This window comes from Ruminococcus flavefaciens ATCC 19208 (genome assembly GCF_000518765.1).
GTDB classification, from domain to species: Bacteria; Bacillota; Clostridia; order Oscillospirales; family Ruminococcaceae; genus Ruminococcus; species Ruminococcus flavefaciens.
In genome coordinates this window covers 244,950-266,612 of record NZ_JAEF01000007.1, presented here as the reverse complement: position 1 = coordinate 266,612, position 21,663 = coordinate 244,950, and the positions used below count along the sequence as shown (strand labels likewise).

Annotated in this window: 16 protein-coding genes; 8 read left to right on the top strand and 8 right to left on the bottom strand. The window is 44.0% G+C overall.

The genetic code is table 11. The annotated features are described in order from the left end of the window. Nucleotides 1–105: 105 nt before the first annotated feature. From L870_RS0103370 to L870_RS0103360, 3 genes are read left to right on the top strand one after another with little or no spacing between them, the layout of a single operon-like run. Nucleotides 106–783 carry a response regulator transcription factor gene (locus L870_RS0103370; protein WP_028516935.1) on the top strand — a complete coding sequence of 226 codons (678 nt, stop codon included), beginning with the start codon at nucleotides 106–108 and terminating at the stop codon, nucleotides 781–783. Next, a complete protein-coding gene (locus tag L870_RS0103365) occupies nucleotides 776–2,446 on the top strand; it encodes an ATP-binding protein (RefSeq protein WP_028516934.1) in 1,671 nt (556 codons plus the stop codon). The genes L870_RS0103370 and L870_RS0103365 overlap by 8 nt, the downstream gene beginning before the upstream one ends. Nucleotides 2,447–2,455: 9 nt before the next feature. Then, on the top strand, nucleotides 2,456–3,589 hold the full coding sequence (locus tag L870_RS0103360; RefSeq protein WP_028516933.1) for a PP-loop family protein: 1,134 nt from the start codon (nucleotides 2,456–2,458) through the stop codon (nucleotides 3,587–3,589). Nucleotides 3,590–3,774: 185 nt separating this feature from the next. Here the strand turns inward: L870_RS0103360 and L870_RS0103355 are convergent, their stop codons facing one another. Beyond that, nucleotides 3,775–6,084, bottom strand: a complete 2,310-nt coding sequence (locus tag L870_RS0103355) for a hypothetical protein (protein ID WP_028516932.1) — start codon at nucleotides 6,082–6,084, stop codon at nucleotides 3,775–3,777. Nucleotides 6,085–6,362: 278 nt separating this feature from the next. Between L870_RS0103355 and L870_RS20105 the strand changes: the two genes are divergently transcribed. The 4 genes from L870_RS20105 (at nucleotide 6,363) to L870_RS16480 (ending at nucleotide 8,388) form a co-directional block, all read left to right on the top strand. Continuing rightward, on the top strand, nucleotides 6,363–6,632 hold the full coding sequence (locus tag L870_RS20105; protein ID WP_037270994.1) for a small, acid-soluble spore protein, alpha/beta type: 270 nt from the start codon (nucleotides 6,363–6,365) through the stop codon (nucleotides 6,630–6,632). Nucleotides 6,633–6,822: 190 nt separating this feature from the next. Continuing rightward, nucleotides 6,823–7,278 (top strand): sensor histidine kinase, encoded by a 456-nt coding sequence (locus L870_RS0103345; RefSeq protein WP_028516930.1) that lies wholly within the window; start codon nucleotides 6,823–6,825, stop codon nucleotides 7,276–7,278. Continuing rightward, on the top strand, nucleotides 7,275–7,472 hold the full coding sequence (locus tag L870_RS20185) for a rhodanese-like domain-containing protein (RefSeq protein ID WP_479725126.1): 198 nt from the start codon (nucleotides 7,275–7,277) through the stop codon (nucleotides 7,470–7,472). Before L870_RS0103345 ends, L870_RS20185 begins: the two co-directional genes overlap by 4 nt. Then, nucleotides 7,423–8,388, top strand: a complete 966-nt coding sequence (locus tag L870_RS16480; protein ID WP_479725125.1) for a PP-loop family protein — start codon at nucleotides 7,423–7,425, stop codon at nucleotides 8,386–8,388. The genes L870_RS20185 and L870_RS16480 overlap by 50 nt, the downstream gene beginning before the upstream one ends. A gap of 193 nt (nucleotides 8,389–8,581) precedes the next feature. Here the strand turns inward: L870_RS16480 and L870_RS0103335 are convergent, their stop codons facing one another. From L870_RS0103335 to lepB, 6 genes are read right to left on the bottom strand one after another with little or no spacing between them, the layout of a single operon-like run. Further along, on the bottom strand, nucleotides 8,582–12,598 hold the full coding sequence (locus L870_RS0103335; protein WP_028516929.1) for a SpaA isopeptide-forming pilin-related protein: 4,017 nt from the start codon (nucleotides 12,596–12,598) through the stop codon (nucleotides 8,582–8,584). Between the two features lie 2 nt (nucleotides 12,599–12,600). Then, nucleotides 12,601–14,406, bottom strand: a complete 1,806-nt coding sequence (locus L870_RS0103330) for a hypothetical protein (RefSeq protein WP_028516928.1) — start codon at nucleotides 14,404–14,406, stop codon at nucleotides 12,601–12,603. After that, on the bottom strand, nucleotides 14,396–15,199 hold the full coding sequence (locus L870_RS0103325; RefSeq protein WP_028516927.1) for a Spy0128 family protein: 804 nt from the start codon (nucleotides 15,197–15,199) through the stop codon (nucleotides 14,396–14,398). Before L870_RS0103325 ends, L870_RS0103330 begins: the two co-directional genes overlap by 11 nt. A 25-nt stretch (nucleotides 15,200–15,224) precedes the next feature. Beyond that, nucleotides 15,225–15,929, bottom strand: a complete 705-nt coding sequence (locus L870_RS0103320; protein WP_028516926.1) for a class B sortase — start codon at nucleotides 15,927–15,929, stop codon at nucleotides 15,225–15,227. Nucleotides 15,930–15,932: 3 nt separating this feature from the next. Continuing rightward, nucleotides 15,933–17,237: a DUF7601 domain-containing protein gene (locus L870_RS0103315; protein WP_028516925.1), complete on the bottom strand. Its 1,305-nt coding sequence runs from the start codon at nucleotides 17,235–17,237 to the stop codon at nucleotides 15,933–15,935. Between the two features lie 33 nt (nucleotides 17,238–17,270). Further along, the gene (gene lepB, locus L870_RS0103310) at nucleotides 17,271–17,831 is read right to left on the bottom strand and encodes a signal peptidase I (RefSeq protein ID WP_028516924.1); all 561 of its coding nucleotides are present in this window, start codon (nucleotides 17,829–17,831) and stop codon (nucleotides 17,271–17,273) included. Between the two features lie 951 nt (nucleotides 17,832–18,782). On the opposite strand from lepB, the gene L870_RS0103295 reads away from it, so the two are divergent. Further along, the gene (locus L870_RS0103295) at nucleotides 18,783–21,281 is read left to right on the top strand and encodes a CotH kinase family protein (RefSeq protein WP_028516922.1); all 2,499 of its coding nucleotides are present in this window, start codon (nucleotides 18,783–18,785) and stop codon (nucleotides 21,279–21,281) included. On the opposite strand, the gene L870_RS0103290 is transcribed toward L870_RS0103295, so the two are convergent. Next, the gene (locus tag L870_RS0103290; protein ID WP_028516921.1) at nucleotides 21,278–21,652 is read right to left on the bottom strand and encodes a ribosome small subunit-dependent GTPase A; all 375 of its coding nucleotides are present in this window, start codon (nucleotides 21,650–21,652) and stop codon (nucleotides 21,278–21,280) included. The genes L870_RS0103295 and L870_RS0103290 overlap by 4 nt on opposite strands. Nucleotides 21,653–21,663 lie beyond the last annotated feature (11 nt).

Sequence of the window (21,663 nt, the reverse complement as noted above, 5' to 3'; positions counted from 1 at the left end):
GTTCCCGTAAATCCCGCTGCAAATAACATGAATGTACTGTAGGTACGACCAATGGTCGTCCGCAAATCAAGAGAAAATACTAAAAATGAGAAGGAAGGCGTTATTATGATATATATGCTCGAAGATGAAGCAGGAATAAGAAATTTCGTTATATATGCCCTTGAAAGCTCAGGTATGACAGCTAAAGGCTTTGAAACGCCTTCTGAACTGCGTGAAGCTATGGCACAGGAACTGCCTGACCTGCTGCTGCTTGACCGTATGCTTCCCGAAGAGGACGGCCTTTCGGTGCTGAAAAAGCTGCGCAGTACTCCCGAAACACAGAAGCTGCCCGTTATAATGCTTACGGCAAAGGATTCGGAGCTTGACAAGGTTGAAGGACTTGACAGCGGTGCTGATGATTATATCGCCAAGCCCTTCGGCACTTTAGAGCTTATATCACGTATAAAGGCACTTCTTCGCCGTGCTACGGATAATCTGGCTGAAAAGCTTGAATTAGGCAGGCTTACGGTATATCCATCAAAGCATGAGGTGTTTGCGGACGGAAGCAAGGTAACGCTCACCCTTAAAGAATACGATCTGCTTATCATGCTTATGAAGCACAGGGGAGAGGTATTTTCCCGCGATGACCTGCTGAAAGAGATATGGGGCTATGATTTTGCAGGTGAAAGCCGTACAGTTGATGTTCATATAAGGACGCTGCGTCAGAAGCTGGGGGACTGCGGCGATTTTATACAGACTATACGCGGAGTCGGATATAAGGCAGGTGACGATATTATTGACTAAGAAAATATTTGTCAGTATCATAACTATCTGTGCTGTATCGGTAATAGCGGCTATAGTGCTTGTTACGGCGTTCATGTATGACAAGTCGGTAGAGACGGCGGAAAAAGAAGTGAAAACACAAGCTCATATAATATCCTCTGCCGTTGAAAGGCTTGGAGAATTTTTCCTCGAAAGCACAGATTTCGGCGATGATATCCGCGTTACATGGATAGATAGGCGCGGACAGGTGGTTTTCGATACGGAAGAAGCTCCCGAAGCTCTTGAAAACCATTCCGACAGAAAAGAGATATCCGAAGCCTTTGAAAAGGGCGAGGGCAGCTCGTCACGCTATTCAAAGACTATAATGCAAAAGACTATAAATTACGCTGTAAGGCTCAATGACTACTCCGTAATAAGAGTTTCAAGTGTACATATATCTCTTGAAGCCCAGCTTCTTGATGTATTGAAGCCTATGCTGCTCATACTTGCGGTAGTTGTCGTTTTCTCGGTACTTGCGGCAACAAGGGTATCAAGAAATATCGTAAGACCTATTAATAATATCGACCTTGCTCACCCTGACACGAAAAACAGCTATAAGGAGCTTGCTCCGCTTCTGGAAAAGCTCCGCAGCCAGAATAACAAGGTAAGCCGTCAGATGGACGAGATACAGAGCAGCCGTGAGCAGTTCGGACTTATGACAGAGTCTATGGACGAGGGACTTATAATCACAGACCCTAAGCTGAATGTGCTTACCTGCAATACCAGTGCAAAGAAGCTTCTCGGAGCAGGTACATTTACGGAAGGGCAGAGCATCTATGCTCTCAATAATTCCGAGGTATTCAGAATATGCCTTATGAACGCTCTCGGCGGCAGGCGTTCGGAGTGTATCCTGCGTACAGGCGGCGGTCAGCGCGAGGTCATTGCCAGTCCTGCAAACAGTATAGACATGGTCTGCGGACTTGTGGTATTTATCATGGACGTTACGGAGAAGCAGGAGCTTGAGACTATGCGCCGCGAGTTTACGTCAAATGTGTCCCATGAGCTGAAAACTCCTCTTACGACTATATACGGCATTTCCGATATGCTTGCAAACGGCATGGTCAAGCAGGAGGACGTTGCGCAGTTTGGCGGAAATATCCGCAGCGAAGCCGAAAGACTCATAAACCTTATAAACGATATCGTTTCCCTTTCAAAGCTTGATGAGGACTCTGCTCCACGTGAGAATGAAAGTGTTGAGCTGTACAGCCTTGCTGAGGAAGTGCTCGGAAGACTGAAGCTAAGTGCTGAGGAAAAGGGCGTGAATACGGAGCTTACAGGCGAAAAGGTATCACTTATCGGAAGCCGCACCATACTTGGCGAGATACTGTACAATCTCTGCGATAATGCAATAAAGTACAATGTCAGCGGCGGAAGTCTGAGCGTTAAGATATCCCATATACCGCAGAGGGCTATAATTACTGTAAGCGATACGGGTATGGGAATACCGCAGCAGCATATAGGACGTATTTTCGAGCGTTTTTACCGTGTTGACAAGAGCCGCTCGCGGAAAATAAAGGGTACAGGTCTCGGACTTTCTATCGTTAAGCACGGCGTTATGTACCATAACGGTACTGTAAGAGTTGACAGCGAGGCAGGAAAGGGCACTGTTTTCACAGTAGAGCTGCCCATAGAGAAAAAACAATGAGGTGTTTCAATGAATAATGGCATTACTGCCGCAGAGCTTGAAAAGCTCGATAATTCGGAATATACAATAATAGATATACGTGACAGCTCCGCTTTTGAGTACGGTCATATGGACGGAGCTGTGAATATTCCGCAGGATGAGGTACTTTCTGTGGAACTGCCGCCGGATAAGAAGCTGATAATATGCTGCCGCAGCGGTATAATAAGCAGAGATATCGCGGATAAGCTGTGCGAAAAAGGCTTTGATGCATATAATTTAGATGGCGGCTATGTTGATTGGCTTCGCGTTAAAATGGAGAACAGGGAAGTTACAGAGGCTGTGGAGCTTAGTATCAGGAAGAAGTTCAAGAAGTCTATATGGTGCAAGTTTACAAAGGCTATAAACGAATACGAGCTCGTAAAGCCTAACGACAAGATAGCAGTCTGTATTTCGGGCGGCAAGGACTCAATGCTCATGGCTAAGCTCTTTCAGGAGCTGAAACGCCACGATAAGTTCCCCTTTGAGCTGGTATTCCTTGTTATGGACCCGGGCTACAGTCCCGAGAATCGCCGTGTTATAGAGGAAAATGCACGTTCTATGTCCATTCCCGTGCATATATTTGAGTCGGATATATTCGATTCTGTGTACAATATTGAGAAGAACCCCTGCTACATATGTGCGCGTATGCGCCGCGGCTATCTCTACAGCCACGCAAAGGCTTTAGGCTGCAATAAAATTGCCCTCGGACATCATTTTGACGACGTTATCGAGACTATCCTCATGGGTATGCTTTATGGCGGACAGGTTCAGACTATGATGCCGAAGCTCCACAGTACCAACTTCGAGGGCATGGAGCTTATCCGTCCCCTTTATCTTGTGAGAGAAGCCGAGATAAAGCACTGGCGCGACTACAACGATCTGCATTTCATACAGTGTGCCTGCAAATTCACTGATACCTGCACTACCTGTGCTCCCGACAGCCGCTCGGTCTCAAAGCGACTGGAGATAAAAAATCTCATTGCGGAGCTTAAAAAGGTCAATCCGCAGGTTGAAAAGAATATCTTCCGAAGCGTTGAAAATGTCAACGTGAATACGGTCATCGCCTATAAGGACAACGCAGGTGTTCACCGTTTCCTTGATAAGTATGATGATGTGAAGGAATGAATTTGAATATTCATTTATGTTGCTCTTTTGTAAATGGGCTGAAAAATGGCGGAATTCAATGCAAAAACGTTGAATATCGGAAAATAAATTTTTGAATTCAGTGTTTTTAACAAAAGTACAGACTGAGTTTTGTGAAGTATCACGGATATTGAAAAAAGGACTGAGATTTTCTCAGTCCTTTTTGCTTACTTCCAGAATATAACTGCATCTTCAAGAGTATCTATAAGGCTTGGGAAGCGTTTCATAATAGTGCCTTCTCCCCAGTTGAAGAGCTGACCGAAGATGAATACCACTGTCAGTGCCATTGAAACTCCCGAAAGAACGTATCTGCTCTTGTGAGCGGAGGGCTTTGAACAGCCGCGGAATATGCCGATCATGGCTGCAAATGTCATAAGGGGCATGATGTCAAATATATAGTGTGTGATAAATCCGCCGAGACAGAAGTCAGCCCATGCAAGGAATACTGACATTGCAAGGCATATAGCCAAGAACCATCTTCTGTAGCGGTCGTTTATCTCCTTTGTTTTCGGACCGAAAGCCTGAGGCTGGAGAAGTGTACCGAAGAGGATAACAGGGAGTGTAAGTGCTCCGAAGCCTATTACCGTGTATACATATGAGCCGTAGTTTTCAAGTCCGTTGAAGCCTGTTTCAAAGAAGGGGAATGCAGGCTTTGATTTCGGCATCTGTAAGAAATAGTGATATATAGCCGACGGCAGATTTGAAAGCCTGAGAGTATTTGCGTGGATATCACTTACTGTGAGCTGATATGCGGCACCAAAATCAAATGGTGAGCCAAATCTTGCAGCGTTGTACTTCATTATCAGTGCCGCACCTGCAATAAGCGGAGCTACAAAGCTTGCTGCAAGTCCGAGACGGTAGTTGAGCTTTTCCTTCTTGTCGAGGAGTATGCCGATGAAGAATGGCCCAAGAACTGCACCGCAAAGTGCAACTGTAGGACGTGAAGCAACTGAAAGTGCAAGAGCTGTACCGCTTATGAGGAGCAGTACCGGTTTCAGCTTCTTCTTTGCCGTGGTGCAGGCTGTCATGCCTGTGAAAAGGCTTATCATCAGGAAGCAAAGTCCCGATACAGTCGGCAGAGTATAGCGGTCTATCTCATTTCCGAGAGTCCAGAAGCCCATTGTGGCTGTTGCAGTAGGCAGCATCAGCAGCAGGAGCAGGAGCTTTGGTTTCAGGTCAAGCAGCTTTACAGCGGCGAGTACAGTAAGGCACATGAAGAGAATGCCTATCACTGTGTAGAAATTGTTCGCCATTGCAAGTGTGGGCAGCTTTCCTGTTAATTTATAATAAGGATAGTAGAATGTGAGCACGGGAGCTACGCCGAAATAGCTGTAGTATTTGCCGTTGTAGTATGCAAGATCCCAGTAGGAGAAAGCCTGAGAGCTGCCGCGCAGACCTGAATCGTATACGTTTTCGATATTTTCAAGTTCGGGATCAACATCAAGGTCAAGGTAGACCTGATCCTTTTCAAAGGCATCAAGAGTCAAAGCAAAGGGGTCGTCTGTATATTTTTCCGTGCCTGTATACGGTCTGCTTTCCTGATTTGGCTGACGGAGGCAAAGTCCCGAAAGTGTACATAATACTATAACAGCTGCAACAGCAATAATGTGGGAACGTTTCTTTCTGTCGTAGTCAACAGCGTAAAATCCGAATGTCTTTATTGCAAGACAGCCTATTACTATAATATAGAGAAGAACGAACCTCAGATCTGAGAATGAATAGGGGACAGCCCTTAGAGCTCGTATCTGATGTATCTTTACAGGAGTTGTTATTCCTGTTAAAGAAAGCGTGAGAGTATTGAGCTGTTCGTATGGTTCAAAATAGAGTGAAAGCTCTGTATTTCTGCCGCAGGTGCGTTTGTGCTGAACGACAATGTCCTGAGTGGAGAAATTCTTATCTGACATACTGAGCTTTACATCAAAGGGTGTTGACGAGCCGCCCTCAGCGTCAAGACTTACGAGCAGTATCCTTGCATCTTCGGGAATATTGCTCATTCTCAGGTCTGTGTCGCCTGTGACGGATATATCGCTGTTTTCGGAAAGAGCCGTATTTGCTCCCAGTGTGATATCGTAAAAGGATATTTCCTTGTCTGTCTTATCGGAGGTGAAGCTTTTTCCGTTGAATATGAGGACTTCCGCAGCAAGTATAGCTACAGCACATACTGCGCTCTTTTTCAGGAATGTGCCTATTCGCGGAGCTTCATAGCGCTTTGCAAGTACAGCACCGAAAACGGCAGCACTTGTAAGGGCAGCCCCAAGAAGGGATATGTCGTTTTTCCCGTCTATCATGGCAATTGATGTTATAGCACTTACCAGTACCATAGAACAAATAAGAATGCCGAGAGCGACAGCGAGATCTTTCATTGTATGTTTTGAGGCGTCTTTTTTCTTTTTGTCACTGAATTTTTTATCACAAATATTCATTATTGACAGTGAAATAAAGAACATAATTGGCGGTATGATTATTGACCAAAGCATTTTTTATAGCTCCTTAAAAATATATTTCGTAGATCAGACATTTAAAGACTGTGATTCTCCTGCATAAAAACTGAAAAGATCAGCAAATAATATCAAAAGACACAGACATATATATTATACTATCAATATGATGTCAAAGCAAGGGTAAAAACACCGGAAATTATATTTTGGGGGATTTTCGTCAAATTGTACATATTTTCCCATGTCATAAAAGGTGCTGAGCGGGCTATAATACTATCACGGCATCAATAATCAATTTCTTTAAGGAGATAATGATAATGAGTAATAATAACAGCAATAACAACGGAGAAATGACACAGAAGGGCAGAGAGACTCTTGAAAGATTCAAGATGGAGTCTGCAAACGAGCTCGGTATCGACCTCAAGAAGGGCTATAACGGCGATCTTACTTCACGTGAAGCCGGTTCTATCGGCGGCAACATGGTCAATATGATGTGTCCGGAACAACAATGGGAATTTTGGCGAAATAGCGTGAGATCAATGGGACACAAGGTGGTGTATACATACTATATGCAGGTCGGAATATGAAAAAATCAGGCGTTGCTTGCAGAATATTATGAAACCGTACCGACGCAGTTTTGAGATAGTCAATTAACAATTGCATCAAATATTTATTACTAAATATTTGAGCCTTGAACGTATACGTTGTGTTATTGTTGCCATACAATAACACAACTTTTTTTATCCATAATTGTAATGATGTGAAGCAGACTTATGAATGATTGAAAAACCTCTCCGAATATGGTATAATTATGGAAATTACAGAAAGGCGGTGTCTCTTACGGGAGAGAAGGTCTCGCTGCTGGGCAGCAGGACTATCCTCAGCGAGGTGCTGTACAATCTCTGCGACAACGGCATAAAGTACAACGTCAGCGGCGGCAGACTGGACGTGAAGATATCCCATGCGCCAAAACGTGCTATAATCACCGTCAGCGATACCGGTATCGGTATACCCAAGCAGCATATCGGGCGTATCTTCGAGCGCTTCTACCGCGTGGACAAGAGCCGCTCACGTAAGATAAAGGGCACAGGTTTGGGACTTTCCATTGTAAAGCACGGCGTAATGTACCACAACGGCACTGTCCATGTGGACAGCGAATCGGGCAAGGGAACTACGTTTACCATTGAGCTGCCCATTGAGAAGAAAACCAACGAACAAGGAGAAAATATATGAGCAGGACTATTACTGCCCCGGAGCTGAAAGACTTCGGGGACGCAATGCTTGTGGATATCCGCGACAGCTCCGCCTTTGAGTACGGACATATCAGCGGAGCCGTGAATATTCCGCAGGAGCAGGTGCTTACAGCGGAGCTTCCCCGTGATAAAAAAAATAGTGATATACTGCAAGGGAGGTATCATCAGCGGTGATATTGCCGAACAGCTCTGCGACAAGGGCTATGACGCCTACGAGCTGGCAGGGGGCTATGTAGAATGGCTCCGCGGCAAAATGGAGCAGCGCGATGTCACAGAAGCGGTGGAGCTGAGCCTGCGTAAGAAGTTCAAGAAGTCCATATGGTGCAAGTTCACCAAGGCTATAAACGAGTACGAGCTGGTACAGCCCAATGACAAGATAGCCGTCTGTATCTCGGGCGGCAAGGACTCAATGCTCATGGCGAAGCTCTTTCAGGAGCTGAAACGCCACGACAAGTTCCCCTTCGAGGTGGTGTTCCTTGTTATGGATCCGGGCTACAGTCCCGAGAACCGCCGTGTTATCGAGGAGAACGCTCGTTCAATGTCCATACCCGTCCATATTTTCGAGTCGGATATCTTCGACTCGGTATACAATATCGAGAAGAACCCCTGCTACATATGCGCGAGAATGAGGAGAGGCTACTTATACAGCCACGCAAAGGCGCTGGGCTGCAACAAGATAGCTCTGGGACATCATTTCGACGACGTTATCGAGACTATCCTCATGGGTATGCTTTACGGCGGACAGGTACAGACCATGATGCCGAAGCTCCACAGCACCAACTTTGAGGGCATGGAGCTGATAAGACCGCTTTATCTTGTCCGCGAGGCTGAGATAAAGCACTGGCGCGACTACAACGACCTGCATTTCATACAGTGCGCTTGCAAGTTCACCGATACCTGCACTACCTGCGAGCCCGATAGTCGCTCCGTGTCAAAGCGCCTTGAGATAAAGAACCTCATCGCGGAGCTGAAAAAGGTTAATCCGCAGGTTGAAAAGAATATCTTCCGCAGCGTGGAAAACGTCAATGTGAATACTGTCATCGCCTATAAGGATAACGAGGGAGTTCATAGATTTACCGACAGGTATTGAGCCGGTAATTTCTGTGTTATAAAGGGAAACAGGCTCGTTCATGCATATTGTTTCAAAGCTTTTGCATGAATTATAACTGAGAACGCTTTTTATTACTGCGGATATAAAAATTATCCCGATGAGGAGTTATGACCATACTTGATAAAGCAGAAAACCGCCTTAGGAATTATCCTGAGGCGGTTTTTCAGTGCATTTATATACCCTCTCTTTTTCTCTTTTTGTATCTCAGGATACAGCATATCGGAACTGCAGGGAGAATAAATACAATTAAACTGAATACAAATGATACTGATACACCTGTCGGCACTATCTTATTGAAGGAATTCGTAACGACAAGAGATGTATTTTCAGTGACGATGAAGCTCTTTGAGGTTATCTTTTCTGCTTCACCCGAATTAAGGCAAAAAGTTGTGGAATAGTCTTCGTTGTCCTCGGAAACTGTTATATCCGTGCCGCCGGGCAGTGATATGACCACAATATCGTCGTTTTTCATAGTGAACGTGCAGTTTTTAGTCATAGGAGCCTGCAATTCACCATTCTTTGACCAGTCGAATCTGTCGCCTTCCGCTGCACTATTAATAGTTACATTAAAGGTGAACTCCTTGTCCTTATTGCCAAAATTACCGCTTATCAGCTTTTTTATAGAAAGCTCTGCATTATCATTTATCTTTACGTTTGGAACGCTGAGAGTATAGATATAGCTGTCCTCGTTTTCCACAAGCTGACCGTTGTATGCGTCGCTTACCATTGAAGGAACTCCTATAGCGGATATCCTGAAAACTATATCTTCTTCAAGCTTTGAATAATTCAAAGGAGCTGCTGTTTCGGTCAGGAAGTATATCGCGCCGTTTTCGCCAGGATCTATGATCCTGCCGCTGTTTCCGCCGCACACGCTTACCTCTCCGTTTACGGTTTCCATGTCCTCAAAGCCTGTCATAGGCTCCTTGTTCTTTACGTAGCCGCTGATAGTGGTATTTGCCTGTTTATACAATGCGAAATGGGCTGAACCCAAATGGATCGGGGACATTTCGTTGTCGACCTTAACTATTTTGAAGTTGAACGGCTTATTATAGACATCAATTGCGGCTGTTATGCCGTTTTCGCCTTTTTCCCATTCAGCCCACTTTTTATCATAGCTGTCAACCATGCCCCATTCTGTAGCACCGTCCTGATAATACAGGGAAATGGTATCGTCGTTGTTTACCTTGAAGCAGAGCTTCTTCTGCATACCTACATAGCCCTTTGGAGCAGCTTTCTGAGTAAGGGTATAAAGCTCGCCCCTTTCAAAATTATACATCATGGTTACGATACCGTCGGAATTTGAGGTGTATCTGCCGATAACATTTCCGCTGCTGTCGGCAAGAGTGAAGTGTCCACCGCTGAGGGGCTCACTGCCTGCCCATTTAAACAGTCTTACGGCTATTCCGCCGTCACGGGTATTAGTGATGGTGTCGGTACGCGCAGAACCGTTTGATGTACCCTTTTCATAGGAAGGGATATAATCATAATTCTTGTCTCTGTCCTCACCTGCGGGAGTTGCCTCGTCGGTACGAGTCGCCATAAGGTTTATCCTGTCTCCGCTTGAAAGAGGGGTGAGGGTGTCATAGCCTGTGACATTTCCTTCGCTGTCAACGCTTATATCTCCGCTTAAAGCAACTTCTCTCACCTCATAGCCATTCATGCTTGTTCTTACTGAATTATCGGCATTCGGTTTAAGAGCTGTCCAGAAATAGTATGCAGAGGTCGAAGGAGAAGCTATCTGCTTTACCGAGCCTTCAAGAAGCTTTCCGTCCACATATACCGCAGTATATATCGGCTCATGGTATGTGGTTATGTCAAGGTCGCTCCATTTTTTGTTGACGGTAAGACCGTAGCCTTTTTTGTTGTGTACCTCGATATACGGATCAACGTCAGATATTACCTTTCCTATATTTGTAGGATTTCCGTCGTAAATGTGATATGAAGCGATAGGAGTTACACTGTTGTCGGCATTTACCTTTTCGCCGAGAACTCGCTTGTATCCTATAAGACCGTAGCCCGTCTTTACGTCTTCTGTGACCTTGAATATAGTGCCGACAGGCAGACCGGGAACGCATACCGTATAGCCTGACGGTATTCTTGATACAGCGCCGTGAGACGAGGTATCAAAAACAACATTTTCCGTTTTTATACCGTATGAAGCTATAGTTCTGCTGTGCTTGCTGTCATATTTTTCCCATATATCGTCATCATCGGCGGTCTCGTTTGAATATGCATTCAGCGCCTTGACAGCGTCGCGGTTGTAGACAAGCTCTGTGGGAACGAATTTTCCGCTTGTACTGTCGTATCTGCACATTCTCTTTTCCCTGTCGAGCACGTAGTAATTGTACATGAAGGCAGGCGGTATATCAGCCGCATCAGTATCGACTGACGAGATATACAGTCTGAAATCAAATGAAGCAGGATCGTCTGTTGTTTCGTTGTTTTCGTCATCATACAGCCTTTTTGTGATGTAAAGATCCTTGATAACGTCGTCATTTACGTGATTATCGAAGGATATCGTAGGTCTTTGAACTGCGTCTACCTTTTCCGAGCCATAGCTCTTCAGGTTGCCCTTTATCTGTATCCTGCCGTCGGGAACCTCCTCGCCGTTTATCAGGACGTTGTCATATACCGAGCTGTCCACAGCACATTCGACTATCCTGTAGCTTATAGTCTCGTCGGGGAAGGATATTTCTGCGTTTTTCAGCGGATTTATGAAGTATATGTTCTCATAGGCGTCTTCATCGCTGAATCCCGGCGGTCGGTACTTCTTTACGAAGGTAACAGGCTGATTCGAGTTCTGATAGGTAACTCTTATATGAGAGTCGTCGTTGCCGAGGAGGTGCTCCTCGCCCTCAGAGCCGTCTTCCGATTCAGGGAGAGTATAGTATATCTGGAAGGGATATTCCACGAAATCCTTGTCGAGAACGTCTGCACCGTCGCCGATCATGTTCTTTGATACTACAACGTGTCCCGGAGTTACCGACGCAAGATTGAAGCGCATATGGAGATTTGAAGCTCCTGCACCTCTTTCCATGTAGAATACTCTCATGGTATGGGTGGTATAGTCCTTGAATATGTAGCCGCCCTTGCCGTTATCCTCAAATATCTCGTCAAGCTTGCTTTCGATATCAGTTTCGCCGCGTGATTCGTAGTTTTTCCTGAATATTTCCTTTAAGGTCGTCTTTGTTTCGATTCTTGCGGTATTTCCTTTGTCTACAAGGCTGAAAACCACCTCGCCTGTACGGAAGTTTACTCTGCCGTGCTCGGCACTGTGAGTACCACCGAGGTCGATAACAAGTTCTCCGTCAACATACAGCCAGAAATCGTCGTCGCCTGTGAAATCAAAGATTATGTCATGTCCCCATGCGTCAAGACCGCTGACTGTCTGAACGAAGCTTGCGCTCATTTCCATGCCGAAGAAATAATCGGGATTATCTATCTTATGGAGCTTTTCGTATTTACGCGGATCGCTCTCGTCGAGCTTTCCGACGTTTTTATTTGAAGCCAGCGCGTCCATATTGTAAAGATTCTGAGGGCTTTTTGCTGAGTAAACGCCTGCCTGAATGGTATTATACGGGAAGAACTGTCCATGCTGGAGGGTAGGCTTTGTATCTGAATTGGTAGTGCCTATCTCGCGGTATACGGTAAAATCTCCGCCTGTTTTTCCGTTCAGAGTAGCGAAATTCTGACAGCTGTCGAACTCGAAATAGCCGCTTGAATTATAAACGCTCTCAAGGAACAGATGATTGACGTCCTCTGCACCTGCATACATATCCCTGAAGGATTTTCCGTTGGACTTTATGGTAGGGTAGCCTGCGTTCTTTTCGCCGCTGCTGTTGGTATCATAGGTGAGTTCGTTGTTCAGAAGTCCCTGAGCATTGGAGAAATCCTTGTCGAAATAGTTCTTTGTGACATCTGTATTTGCAAGGTCGTTGAATTTTCCGTCGAAATTGAACATCTTCATGGTTATACCATGCTTAGTATTGTCAACAGTGGGAACAGGGTGGAGCTTATCACGCTGATTCAGCTCTTCAAGAGTTGCGAAGTAGAATGGAACTGATGTTGCCTGAGAACATGGGATAAGGCGTGTCTTGTCCTCGTTTGGTCTCATGCCTACGAAAGCATAGTTATCGTCGTCCCATGCGATAATATCAGAGAAGAATTCGCCGTTTTTACGTCCCGGCATGGTTATACCGGGCTTATTATAGGAAAGGATCTGTTCATTGTTGAGCTGAGGAGCGATGTATTTTCCGAATAGGGATTATAGAGCTCGTAGTAATAATTGGGCTCTTTGGTGACCTCATGGTAGTATTCCGTAAATACCCATTCAAGAGAACCTGTACCGTCGCCGAGCCACAGTATCTTACCGCCGCTTGCATAGCACGGATAGAGAGTACCGTTATAGTCAACGGCGTACATATCGTATTTTTTGTTGACATCGTCCCAGATACGGGTATAAATTATGACCTTTTGTCCGTTTTCTGCTTCGGAAACACTTATACGGTCTGCGGAATAGGTGATAAGGTCATCATCGTCAAGGGGAGCAAAGTTTATGAAGCTGAGCCATGAATTGCTTCCTGAAATTGTGCCTGACATGGTGAAATCCGTAGTAAGTCCCTCACCGTTGTCGGCAGCGGTAAAAGTGACATACTTTCCGCCTGTTGAAAGCTGTATTCTGCCATTATTATCGGCATTTACCTTGAAACGCGAAGCACCTTCCGCGGTTTCTGCAAGAGTCAGGGAATCACCGCTTACAGCAAGGTATTTTTTACCGAGCTCGGTATCGCAGCTGAGAGTATAATTATCTCCGCCGACATTATGGAAGGTCCAGCGTGTTACCTCGCTGCCCTCATCTACATATAGGGTGATACCCTCGGCGTCTGCGGTCTGATGTGTGATGAGCTCAACAAGGGTATGGACTCCGCCGCCGTTCATAAGAGCGTAGCCGTGGGTACTGCCCTCGGTATAGTTCATAAGACCGTAGGTCTTGCCGTCAAGCTTATAAGGATCGTCGTCAACGGCTGCGGAATACCATAGATCCATATAGTTGTTTACATCACCGGCACTGTCATATGAACAGAATCTGCTTCCGTTTGCGCCGCCCTGCATATTCCAGTACCATTTGCCGTTGCTGAACCGAAATCCCTTGCTGCTGTCATAGCTGACGGTGAATACAGTTTTATTGCTTTCGGTAGTGAACGAAAGGCTGTTATTGCCATTGTTGTAAAGGTACTGTTTTTCGTTGCCATTGTAGCAGTATACGCAGAACCGGTCATCTGTTCCGTCGACCTTTTCAAAAAAGTAGGCAGCAGCGCTTCCATAGGGTGTCGAATTAGTGGGTTTCGTTTTGGTGATACCCATTCTTGAGCTATCGCCGGTTGTTGAGTTGGTGAAATAATAGCCTTGTGTACTGCCTATATACAGTCCGCCGCTTCCGAGAGAGGTGATATCTTCGATACTTGTTATCTTATGCCATTCGCTTTGACTCTGGTCAACGTTTTCGTCCTTGACTATCTCATAAACGCTGAAGCCCGAAGCATAAAAGCTTACGGTATCGCCTTCGATATCAAATATTTCGACCTTTTCGCGCTCACCGCCGTCCTTTATATGCCATACGGCGATATTTTCATGATCTGCAATGGCAGGATCGGTTATTTCGACAAATACAGGCTCATCCTCAACAGGCTGGAATTCGTCTCCGCCGTTCATGATAGTGATATCGTAAGCGACAATGCCTTCGTATTCCTCGGAAACGTCTTCTGCTACCGCAGATGCGCCCTCGGGCATTTTTCCTTCAAGGGTTATGACCTGTTCGGCTTCTTCACCGTTAGGGTGGAGCTCAAGGCTCTGATGACAGAGCTCAGAGGACGAAAGCTCCGCATCTTCGCGGGCAAATACATTCAAAGGAGATATTGTGCTGCCAATGTTAGAGAACAGCATTGAAAATGCACAAACCGTGCTAAAAAGCCGTTTTTTAAGTATATCATTCATCATTGTCGTCCTCCTTTCCTCTGTTTTTCTTAAACATGAAAGAAGCGACAGCAGTCAGAAAAGCGAAAAGCATGATCATTCTGACTGTATGTGCAGGGAAGCTGTCTCCTGTGAGGACACTTCCGATGAATTCTGTGATAGAAGGGCTGTTATTTTCAGCTAAAGCAGAAACTGCCGAGGTTTCTGTCGATGACTCTGTTTCTGTTGATGCGGCTGATGTTGATGAGATTTCGGCAGTTACCTCAGCGCCATTTACAGCACTGTCGTTATTGGATACCGTTACAGTCATTCCGGAGGCTGCCGACAACGGATCTGTAGTCGTTGTGGGTTCATCTCCTGCAATGACCATGTTTCTGAACCTTATTGCGTCTTTTTTGCGGTCATTGCCTTCTGAATATACAGAAATTGAGTAGGTAAGCTCGTCGTCATCGCCGTGTTCTGCGAAAACAGTAACGATATATACATTCCTGTCGTATTCTATTTCAGGTTCTTCTCCTGATAATTCGTATATCCTGTAGGTATACGTACCGGGTTCGGTGATATCTATTTTAAAGCAGCCCTTGCCGTTTTCCGATATTTCCAGCTTATCGGATCTCGGAGCAGGGAAGCTTTCGTTTTCACTTTCGATTTTTATTGCGTAGGTATTATCCCTTTCGTCGGGTATTTCAAGACAGTCAACAGTGATATCCGCGTCTATGGGAACATATGCGTATGCATTGATACTAAAAGCATAAGAGAAAAAAAACGAGAGCAGACATACTGCCGCTATGGATAATGATCTGAGTTTAGTTTTCATATGCCTGCCCTCCTTTCAATGAGCTTTATTCAATGACATAGCAGAAAACAACGATACGTACTGAAGAATCCGCGTCCGCACAGGTAGAGAGACAAATAATGTCATAGTCCTTTTCTTCTGTGAAAACAATGGAATTATCGCGGATATAGTTCCGTATTTTGTCCTGCTGAATGTCAAAAACTGTTTTTTCGCGGGCATTTGCTTTAGCTGACGCAAACACTTGCAATTTATATGTTTTTTCAGCATTTCTGCCTGATGTGAGCGTACCTGTAGAATGAGTTTTCAGGTACGATTCACTTAAAAAGTCATCAAGTGCGCCAAACATCTTTCCATAGTCCATATGATGACCGTAGATGACAGAGTAGCTGTCCGAAAAATCGGGACTGCACCTGCTGTCAAGGAAAATACTGCCTGTAAGCGAGTATTCTCCGAAAGGATCGGTGTTAAGGAAATACGAATTGTCCGAAGCCTGCATGACAGGATAGTCTATATTCGTATCGTCAATAGTTATCCAGCCGACCATTTCATCTGTTATTGGTGAGCTTACGGGCGCAGTATCGCCGCCTTGGTTAGGCTGAGGCTTGTACTTGGTGATACTGCTGTCAATGGTGTGCTCAAAGATATAATAATTATCATAGACCTGCCATAAGCCGATAAGCATGATAAAGCCGAACAGCGCTATAACAAGCCAGCCATAAAGCTCGTTCAGCCATTTAAGAAGTCGGCACAAGGCTTACTGCTCCTCTGACTTCTTCTTTTTGAGGTAAAGCATACCGCCTGCGATACCTGTGATACCGATCGCAACGATACCCAGTGAGCCTGCAACTGTGGAGAGGATACCTGTGGGGATAGAACCGCCGAGGAAGTTGGTATATTTTACGGTCGCATCAGCTTCAAGTTTTTTGTCGCTGATCGTATCTATACCCTGAGCTAATGTAGCTATATCACCTTCCGTTGTGTTTTTAGTATCGCCTGAAACAGTAATTGTAGGCTTATATTCTTCTTCTGCTTCGACTATTTCGTATCCTAATCCCTCGGGAATACCATTGATTATAACATTCTGACCGCCTTTAAGATAAAATATCTTTCCTGCTGCTATTTCAGCGAATGTGACATACGTAACTTTATTTGCTGTCTCTATAGTTTCGGCTGTATATTTAGTAGAATCGGTGACAGAGGAAACTGTTCTGTCCAGTGTACCTGTAACAGAGAATCTGTCATCATTGTTTATTGTAATCTTGTCTGTACCTGTTGGATTAACAAGCTTTACAGTGAATGCAAAGTATTTATTCTTTGAGGACTGATTACCGCTGACAGTTTTTTCGATAGTAAGGTCTTTGGTATTATAGCTGTTTGTAAAGCCTGTTGATTTCTTATCACCTGTAGTAATAGCCTGTATATAGGAAGGCTGACTGTCATCTATCTGGAATACACTTGCTCGTATTTCAAGCTCGTTTTCAGTTCCTTCCTTGTTTACGACATAAACATCAAGATATCTGTTAGGATTTGGGTCTGAAACTAATCCGCCGTATGTGTTTGCAGTTTCGGTTATAACATATCTATACAGACCAGGTTCTGTGAAGGTAACACCTGACAGGTCTATAGTGATAGCTTTGGTAGCAAATTTTTCATTTCCGGGGGTAGAATCCTTAAAACCGATAGTTTTCTGAGCGCTTGCTGCTTCATCTAATACTGCTGAATCAGTAGGCACAAAGGAAACTTTAGCAGTAGTATCGCCTGTACCTGATACGGTAACGCTGTCTCCGTCTACATGTTTGAATTTAGCACCTGCAGGACCTGCGCTTATTGCCTGTGTTGTTGCAGTTGCGGCTTTAGCCTCTCCTGGAGCGATAGTATATGTAAAGGATACATTTGGAGTAGTAGCATCTTTATCCATTACGAGATACTTATCAAAGCTTACATCTCCGCCGTTAACGGCAACATATCCATCTGCACTTGCACTCATCGGAACAGCCGTAAACAGGGCTGCGGTAATACCGAGTGAAGCAGCTAAAGCTGATATTTTTCTGGTTTTCATAATTTTTCCTCCTCTTTAATGAGCATTTATTATTCAGATACCGCGCATTCTCATGGTAAAAACCACAGCGCCTTCAACATCATCAAGCGGTATACCGCCATAGGTCCTGCTGTCGGAAATATCGCTGCGGTAGTCATTGAGTACAAATACGCAGTTTTTCGGCACCTGATAGGGATAGCTGAAAGCCGAGCCCTCAGGCGAGGTCGGATAGACCACGTTTTCGGATATGCCATAGTCGTTTACAGCGATATAATCGTTGAATATCTCGACTTTATCACCGCCGAAGGCTATAACGCGCCCGAATTTGACTTTATTGCCATGTTTGTAGATTATCATTGTTCCTTGTTTAAGGTCAGCCCGACGGTATGTCAGACAAAACTCGCCGTCTCTTATCGTAGGGTAGGCACTGTTTGTATGGCATATATGCACACCTGCGATAAAGGTAAATATCACCCAGAGCGCAAGAGCTGTGCATAAGAGCTTCAGCAGAAGTGAAACAGCGTAGTTAAGTGCCGTTTTCTTCTTTTTCGGCTTTTTTGCAGCTTCGGAAGCCTTATCATGAACGTCTTCATTAGTTGTCAGGTTATCCGTCATCGGCACTCTCCTTTACAATAAAATAACACCCCGTGGGAGCTCTGCAGCTTGTAACAAGCAGAGTTTTACCCTGAGGTGTTCTGATAAGATCTGAAATTTCCTGTAAAAAGGCAATTATATATTTGAAAAGAGCAGAATTTTTCCATAAACGGAAAATCCCATTCAAATATCGCATTTATGTCACCCCCCTGAGCAATGTCAAAAGCTCGAAATTCAGAAATAATGTTAGTATATGTCATCTATAAATTATATTATATCATTATAAAAAAGCAATGTCAACATAAAATAGTACAAAAAAATTCTTTTATTAGCTTTTTTGACACTTTTGCTTTGTTTGAACAATTGAAAAGCGGCATTTCATTGGCGGAGCTCTGAACTTGACGATCCGCGCTATTAATGCTATCATTCAATGGTATAACCTATAGAAACTATAGTGAGCCACTAATAATAATCCTGTATAATAAGAGAAAGAGCTTGTGTACAGGAGAAACAAGGAGTGGCAATAGCAATGGAGATCTATGAAAAGATCAGATATTACGGCAGTCAGAGAAGTAATATCTCCGGCTGCTGTTTTTTGTATAACATAACAAAAAACGCAGAAATGTTGATATTGTTTGCAAAAAGTCTTTATATATGTTGATTGATTATGTTATCATACAGCTGTAAAGATTCTTTTATATTTAACAAAATCAAAGCGACTCTTATTAAATATATTGAGCTAGTCGTGTGCCATTTGCCTGCCGATTACAAATCTGTAATTATCCGCATTCGGGAGAAAAAATATGCTACAATTACTTTGTCATTAGAAAAAAGGACATAAATGCTTCCATCAATAACATAAAACAGAAGCAAATATATCTGCATATGGGGATTGATGATATGTTGTAACAATGTTTTTTATGAAATACACAGATAAAAGAAACGGTTTAAATTTAAAAGGAGGAATTGAAATTGTCTAATCGAAGAATACTCAAAAAAATGCTCAGCTTTACCACAGCAGCTCTTACCTGTACAAATCTTATGTTCGCAGGTAATTGCGGTCAGCTCTTTTCACAGGAAGGTTTTACAGTATTTGCAGCAGAAACAGAAAATACTGGGATAAGTATCGACAAAACTTACTTGAAGGTCGGAGAGGCTCTGAAGATCAATAATCCAACAGGAAGCATGATAAGATGCCTTGCGGACGGCAGTGAGGTCGATCCTGAGAGCTTTGTCCTTACAGAAGAATTCTATGAGAAGTGGATAGAAGTTCAGGAATTTGACGGTGAAGGATACGAAACAGTGGACAAGGTATACTTCAGCAAGCTTCCCGTTATTTATATCAATACAGATGACGGTCAGGTCCCTGCATTTAAAAAGGACGCCAAGAGCGGCGAAATGTTCATACAGAACAACGAAGATACAGCAGAGCCGATTTACAACGACAAAATGACTATGCAAGGCCGCGGCAATACTACATGGGGTTGGGAAAAGAAGCCATATAAGATAAAGCTCGATAAAAAGACCGACTTTTACGGTATGGGTAAGAGCAAAAAATGGTGCCTGCTTGCAAATTATCAGGACGAAAGCCTTCTGAGAAATACGACTGCTTCAAAGCTTTCCAAGGAGCTCGGTCTCACCACTATGGAGACAGTCTGGACAGATGTAGTCATAAACGGTGAATACGTCGGAAACTATCAGCTCTGCGAGCAGGTAGGCATTGAAGAAGCAAGAGTGGATATATTTGACTGGGAGGGCGAAGCTAAGGACGCCGCTTCTGCTATCGCTAAAAAGGAAAAGATAAAGGGTGACAAAAAAGACGAGCTTACAGATATGATGACAGAGGATATGTCATGGATAAAAGAAGGCGGTACAGTTACTTTTGACGGAAAAAAATATCTGGTATCGGACTATTATGACTTTGAAAGCGACATTTCGGGCGGTTACCTTTTTGAGTCCTCTGAGGAATACGACGAGGAATCAAAATTCATGACAGATTCGGGACTTAAAGTAATGCTCAAATCCCCCGAATTTCTTGCTTCAAACGACGCAATGATGAGCTATGTGCAGGATTACTGGCAGAATTTTGAAAACGCCTATCGTTCCGAGGACGGATATACCGAGATAGACGGCAAGATGACTCATTACACCGAGCTTGCTGATTTTGATTCAATGGTATCCTACTGGCTGCTTATGGAGATAATGGGAAATGACGATTCGCGCTACAAGAGCAGATATATCTATAAACCGCATGATTCTCTCCTTAAATTCGGTCCTCCATGGGACTTTGACACAGGCGCAGGTTCAATAATCGTAAGTCAGGAAATAAGCAGTGAGGCAACAGGCTGGAAGGTATCAAAGTTTGAAAATCCGCAGAATTTCTACAGAGAGTTCCTTGATGATCCGCTGTTTATTTCGGCAGCAACCGACAGATACTGGCAGATAAGGCCTTACCTTGAAGACGTTATAAAGGAAAACGGCGCACTTGAAAGAGACAGCGAATATCTTTACGAATCGGGTATGGCTGACAGTGCGCTCTGGGACAGAAATAATCAGTGGCCCGGTTACGGCAGAGGCTATATAGCCGACAGAGACTTATTCATATCGTATATGCGCGAAAGGATAGCGTGGCTTGACGAGCAGTTCAGCTCGGATGACGCATTGCTCGCAAGCACATATAACGAAAACAGCGCTTCACCGTATATTAGATCAGATGCAGTGAACATCTCGACACCAAACGCTGTTGATGATACGATATCAGTCAGCGCTCCTGCCGATGCTGTTATCAAGCCTGAAAAAGATCTTATCATGCAGATAACCGTAAATGATTCGCAGACAACAAGTCTGAAAGTATACGTAAACGGTTTGTATTATGATACTTTTGCACTGTCAAACGGTTCTGTAAGATTTGAGCTTCCTTCCGATAAGTTAAGTCAGGCAGCAGAAAAGAAAAACGTGATATCCTTTATCGGAAGAGACAAGTATAGTAATACTACAGTGAGAAATTTCACTACTGTAAAACAAAGCGAATACGCTGATGAACCCTTTCCTGAATTCAAGACGCAGAGTATTGTTCTGAGCAGACAGATCAGCTTTAATTTCTACCTTGACATTACTTCTCTTACAGAAGAAGAAAAGAATAACAGCTATATGGAATTCAATATCAATGGCAAAACATACACAGATGCCTTTGACGCTGATTTTATGAGCTGTGACGAAAAATATTATGGCTTTACTTGTTCTCCCGATTCATTTGCAATATCCAACAGGATAACTGCGGTATATCATTACGGGGACAATAAGACCATAACAAATACGTTCTCGGTTCCCGATTATATAAATACGATAATAAGGAACACATATAACAGGTACAATGAGAGAATAATTTCTATTATCCGTTCATTGCTTGGTTTAAGGAACTATTTCTGTCCGCCGCGCCAGAATAATAGTATTTTCAGAACATGGTACTAAAATGATGTAAAAAGATGGAGCCGCTTTTGCGGCTCCATTATCATCAAAAAAGCTTTTGCGGCAACTACCTGTTCAGTATTTGATTTTCCTGCAGCTTTACGGATAAATACGCTTGTTCTCGGAAGAACATTGTGTATCACTGCTCTGTCTCCGCCAGTTATATCAGCCATAACATAATCGCCTACGGCAGGGAAATCAGATACAGTTTTGACGTCGTATCTGAATTTGCCCGATACCTGTGCCTGCATCATCCCGTCTTTATGTATGACATGGTAAAGCTCTTTTTCCTGCAAAACTATACGGCACACTGTAAGATCAGGATATTCTGCGCTATACGCCTCATATACAGGCGGTAAGTTCTCTAATTTCATTTGTCTCTCCT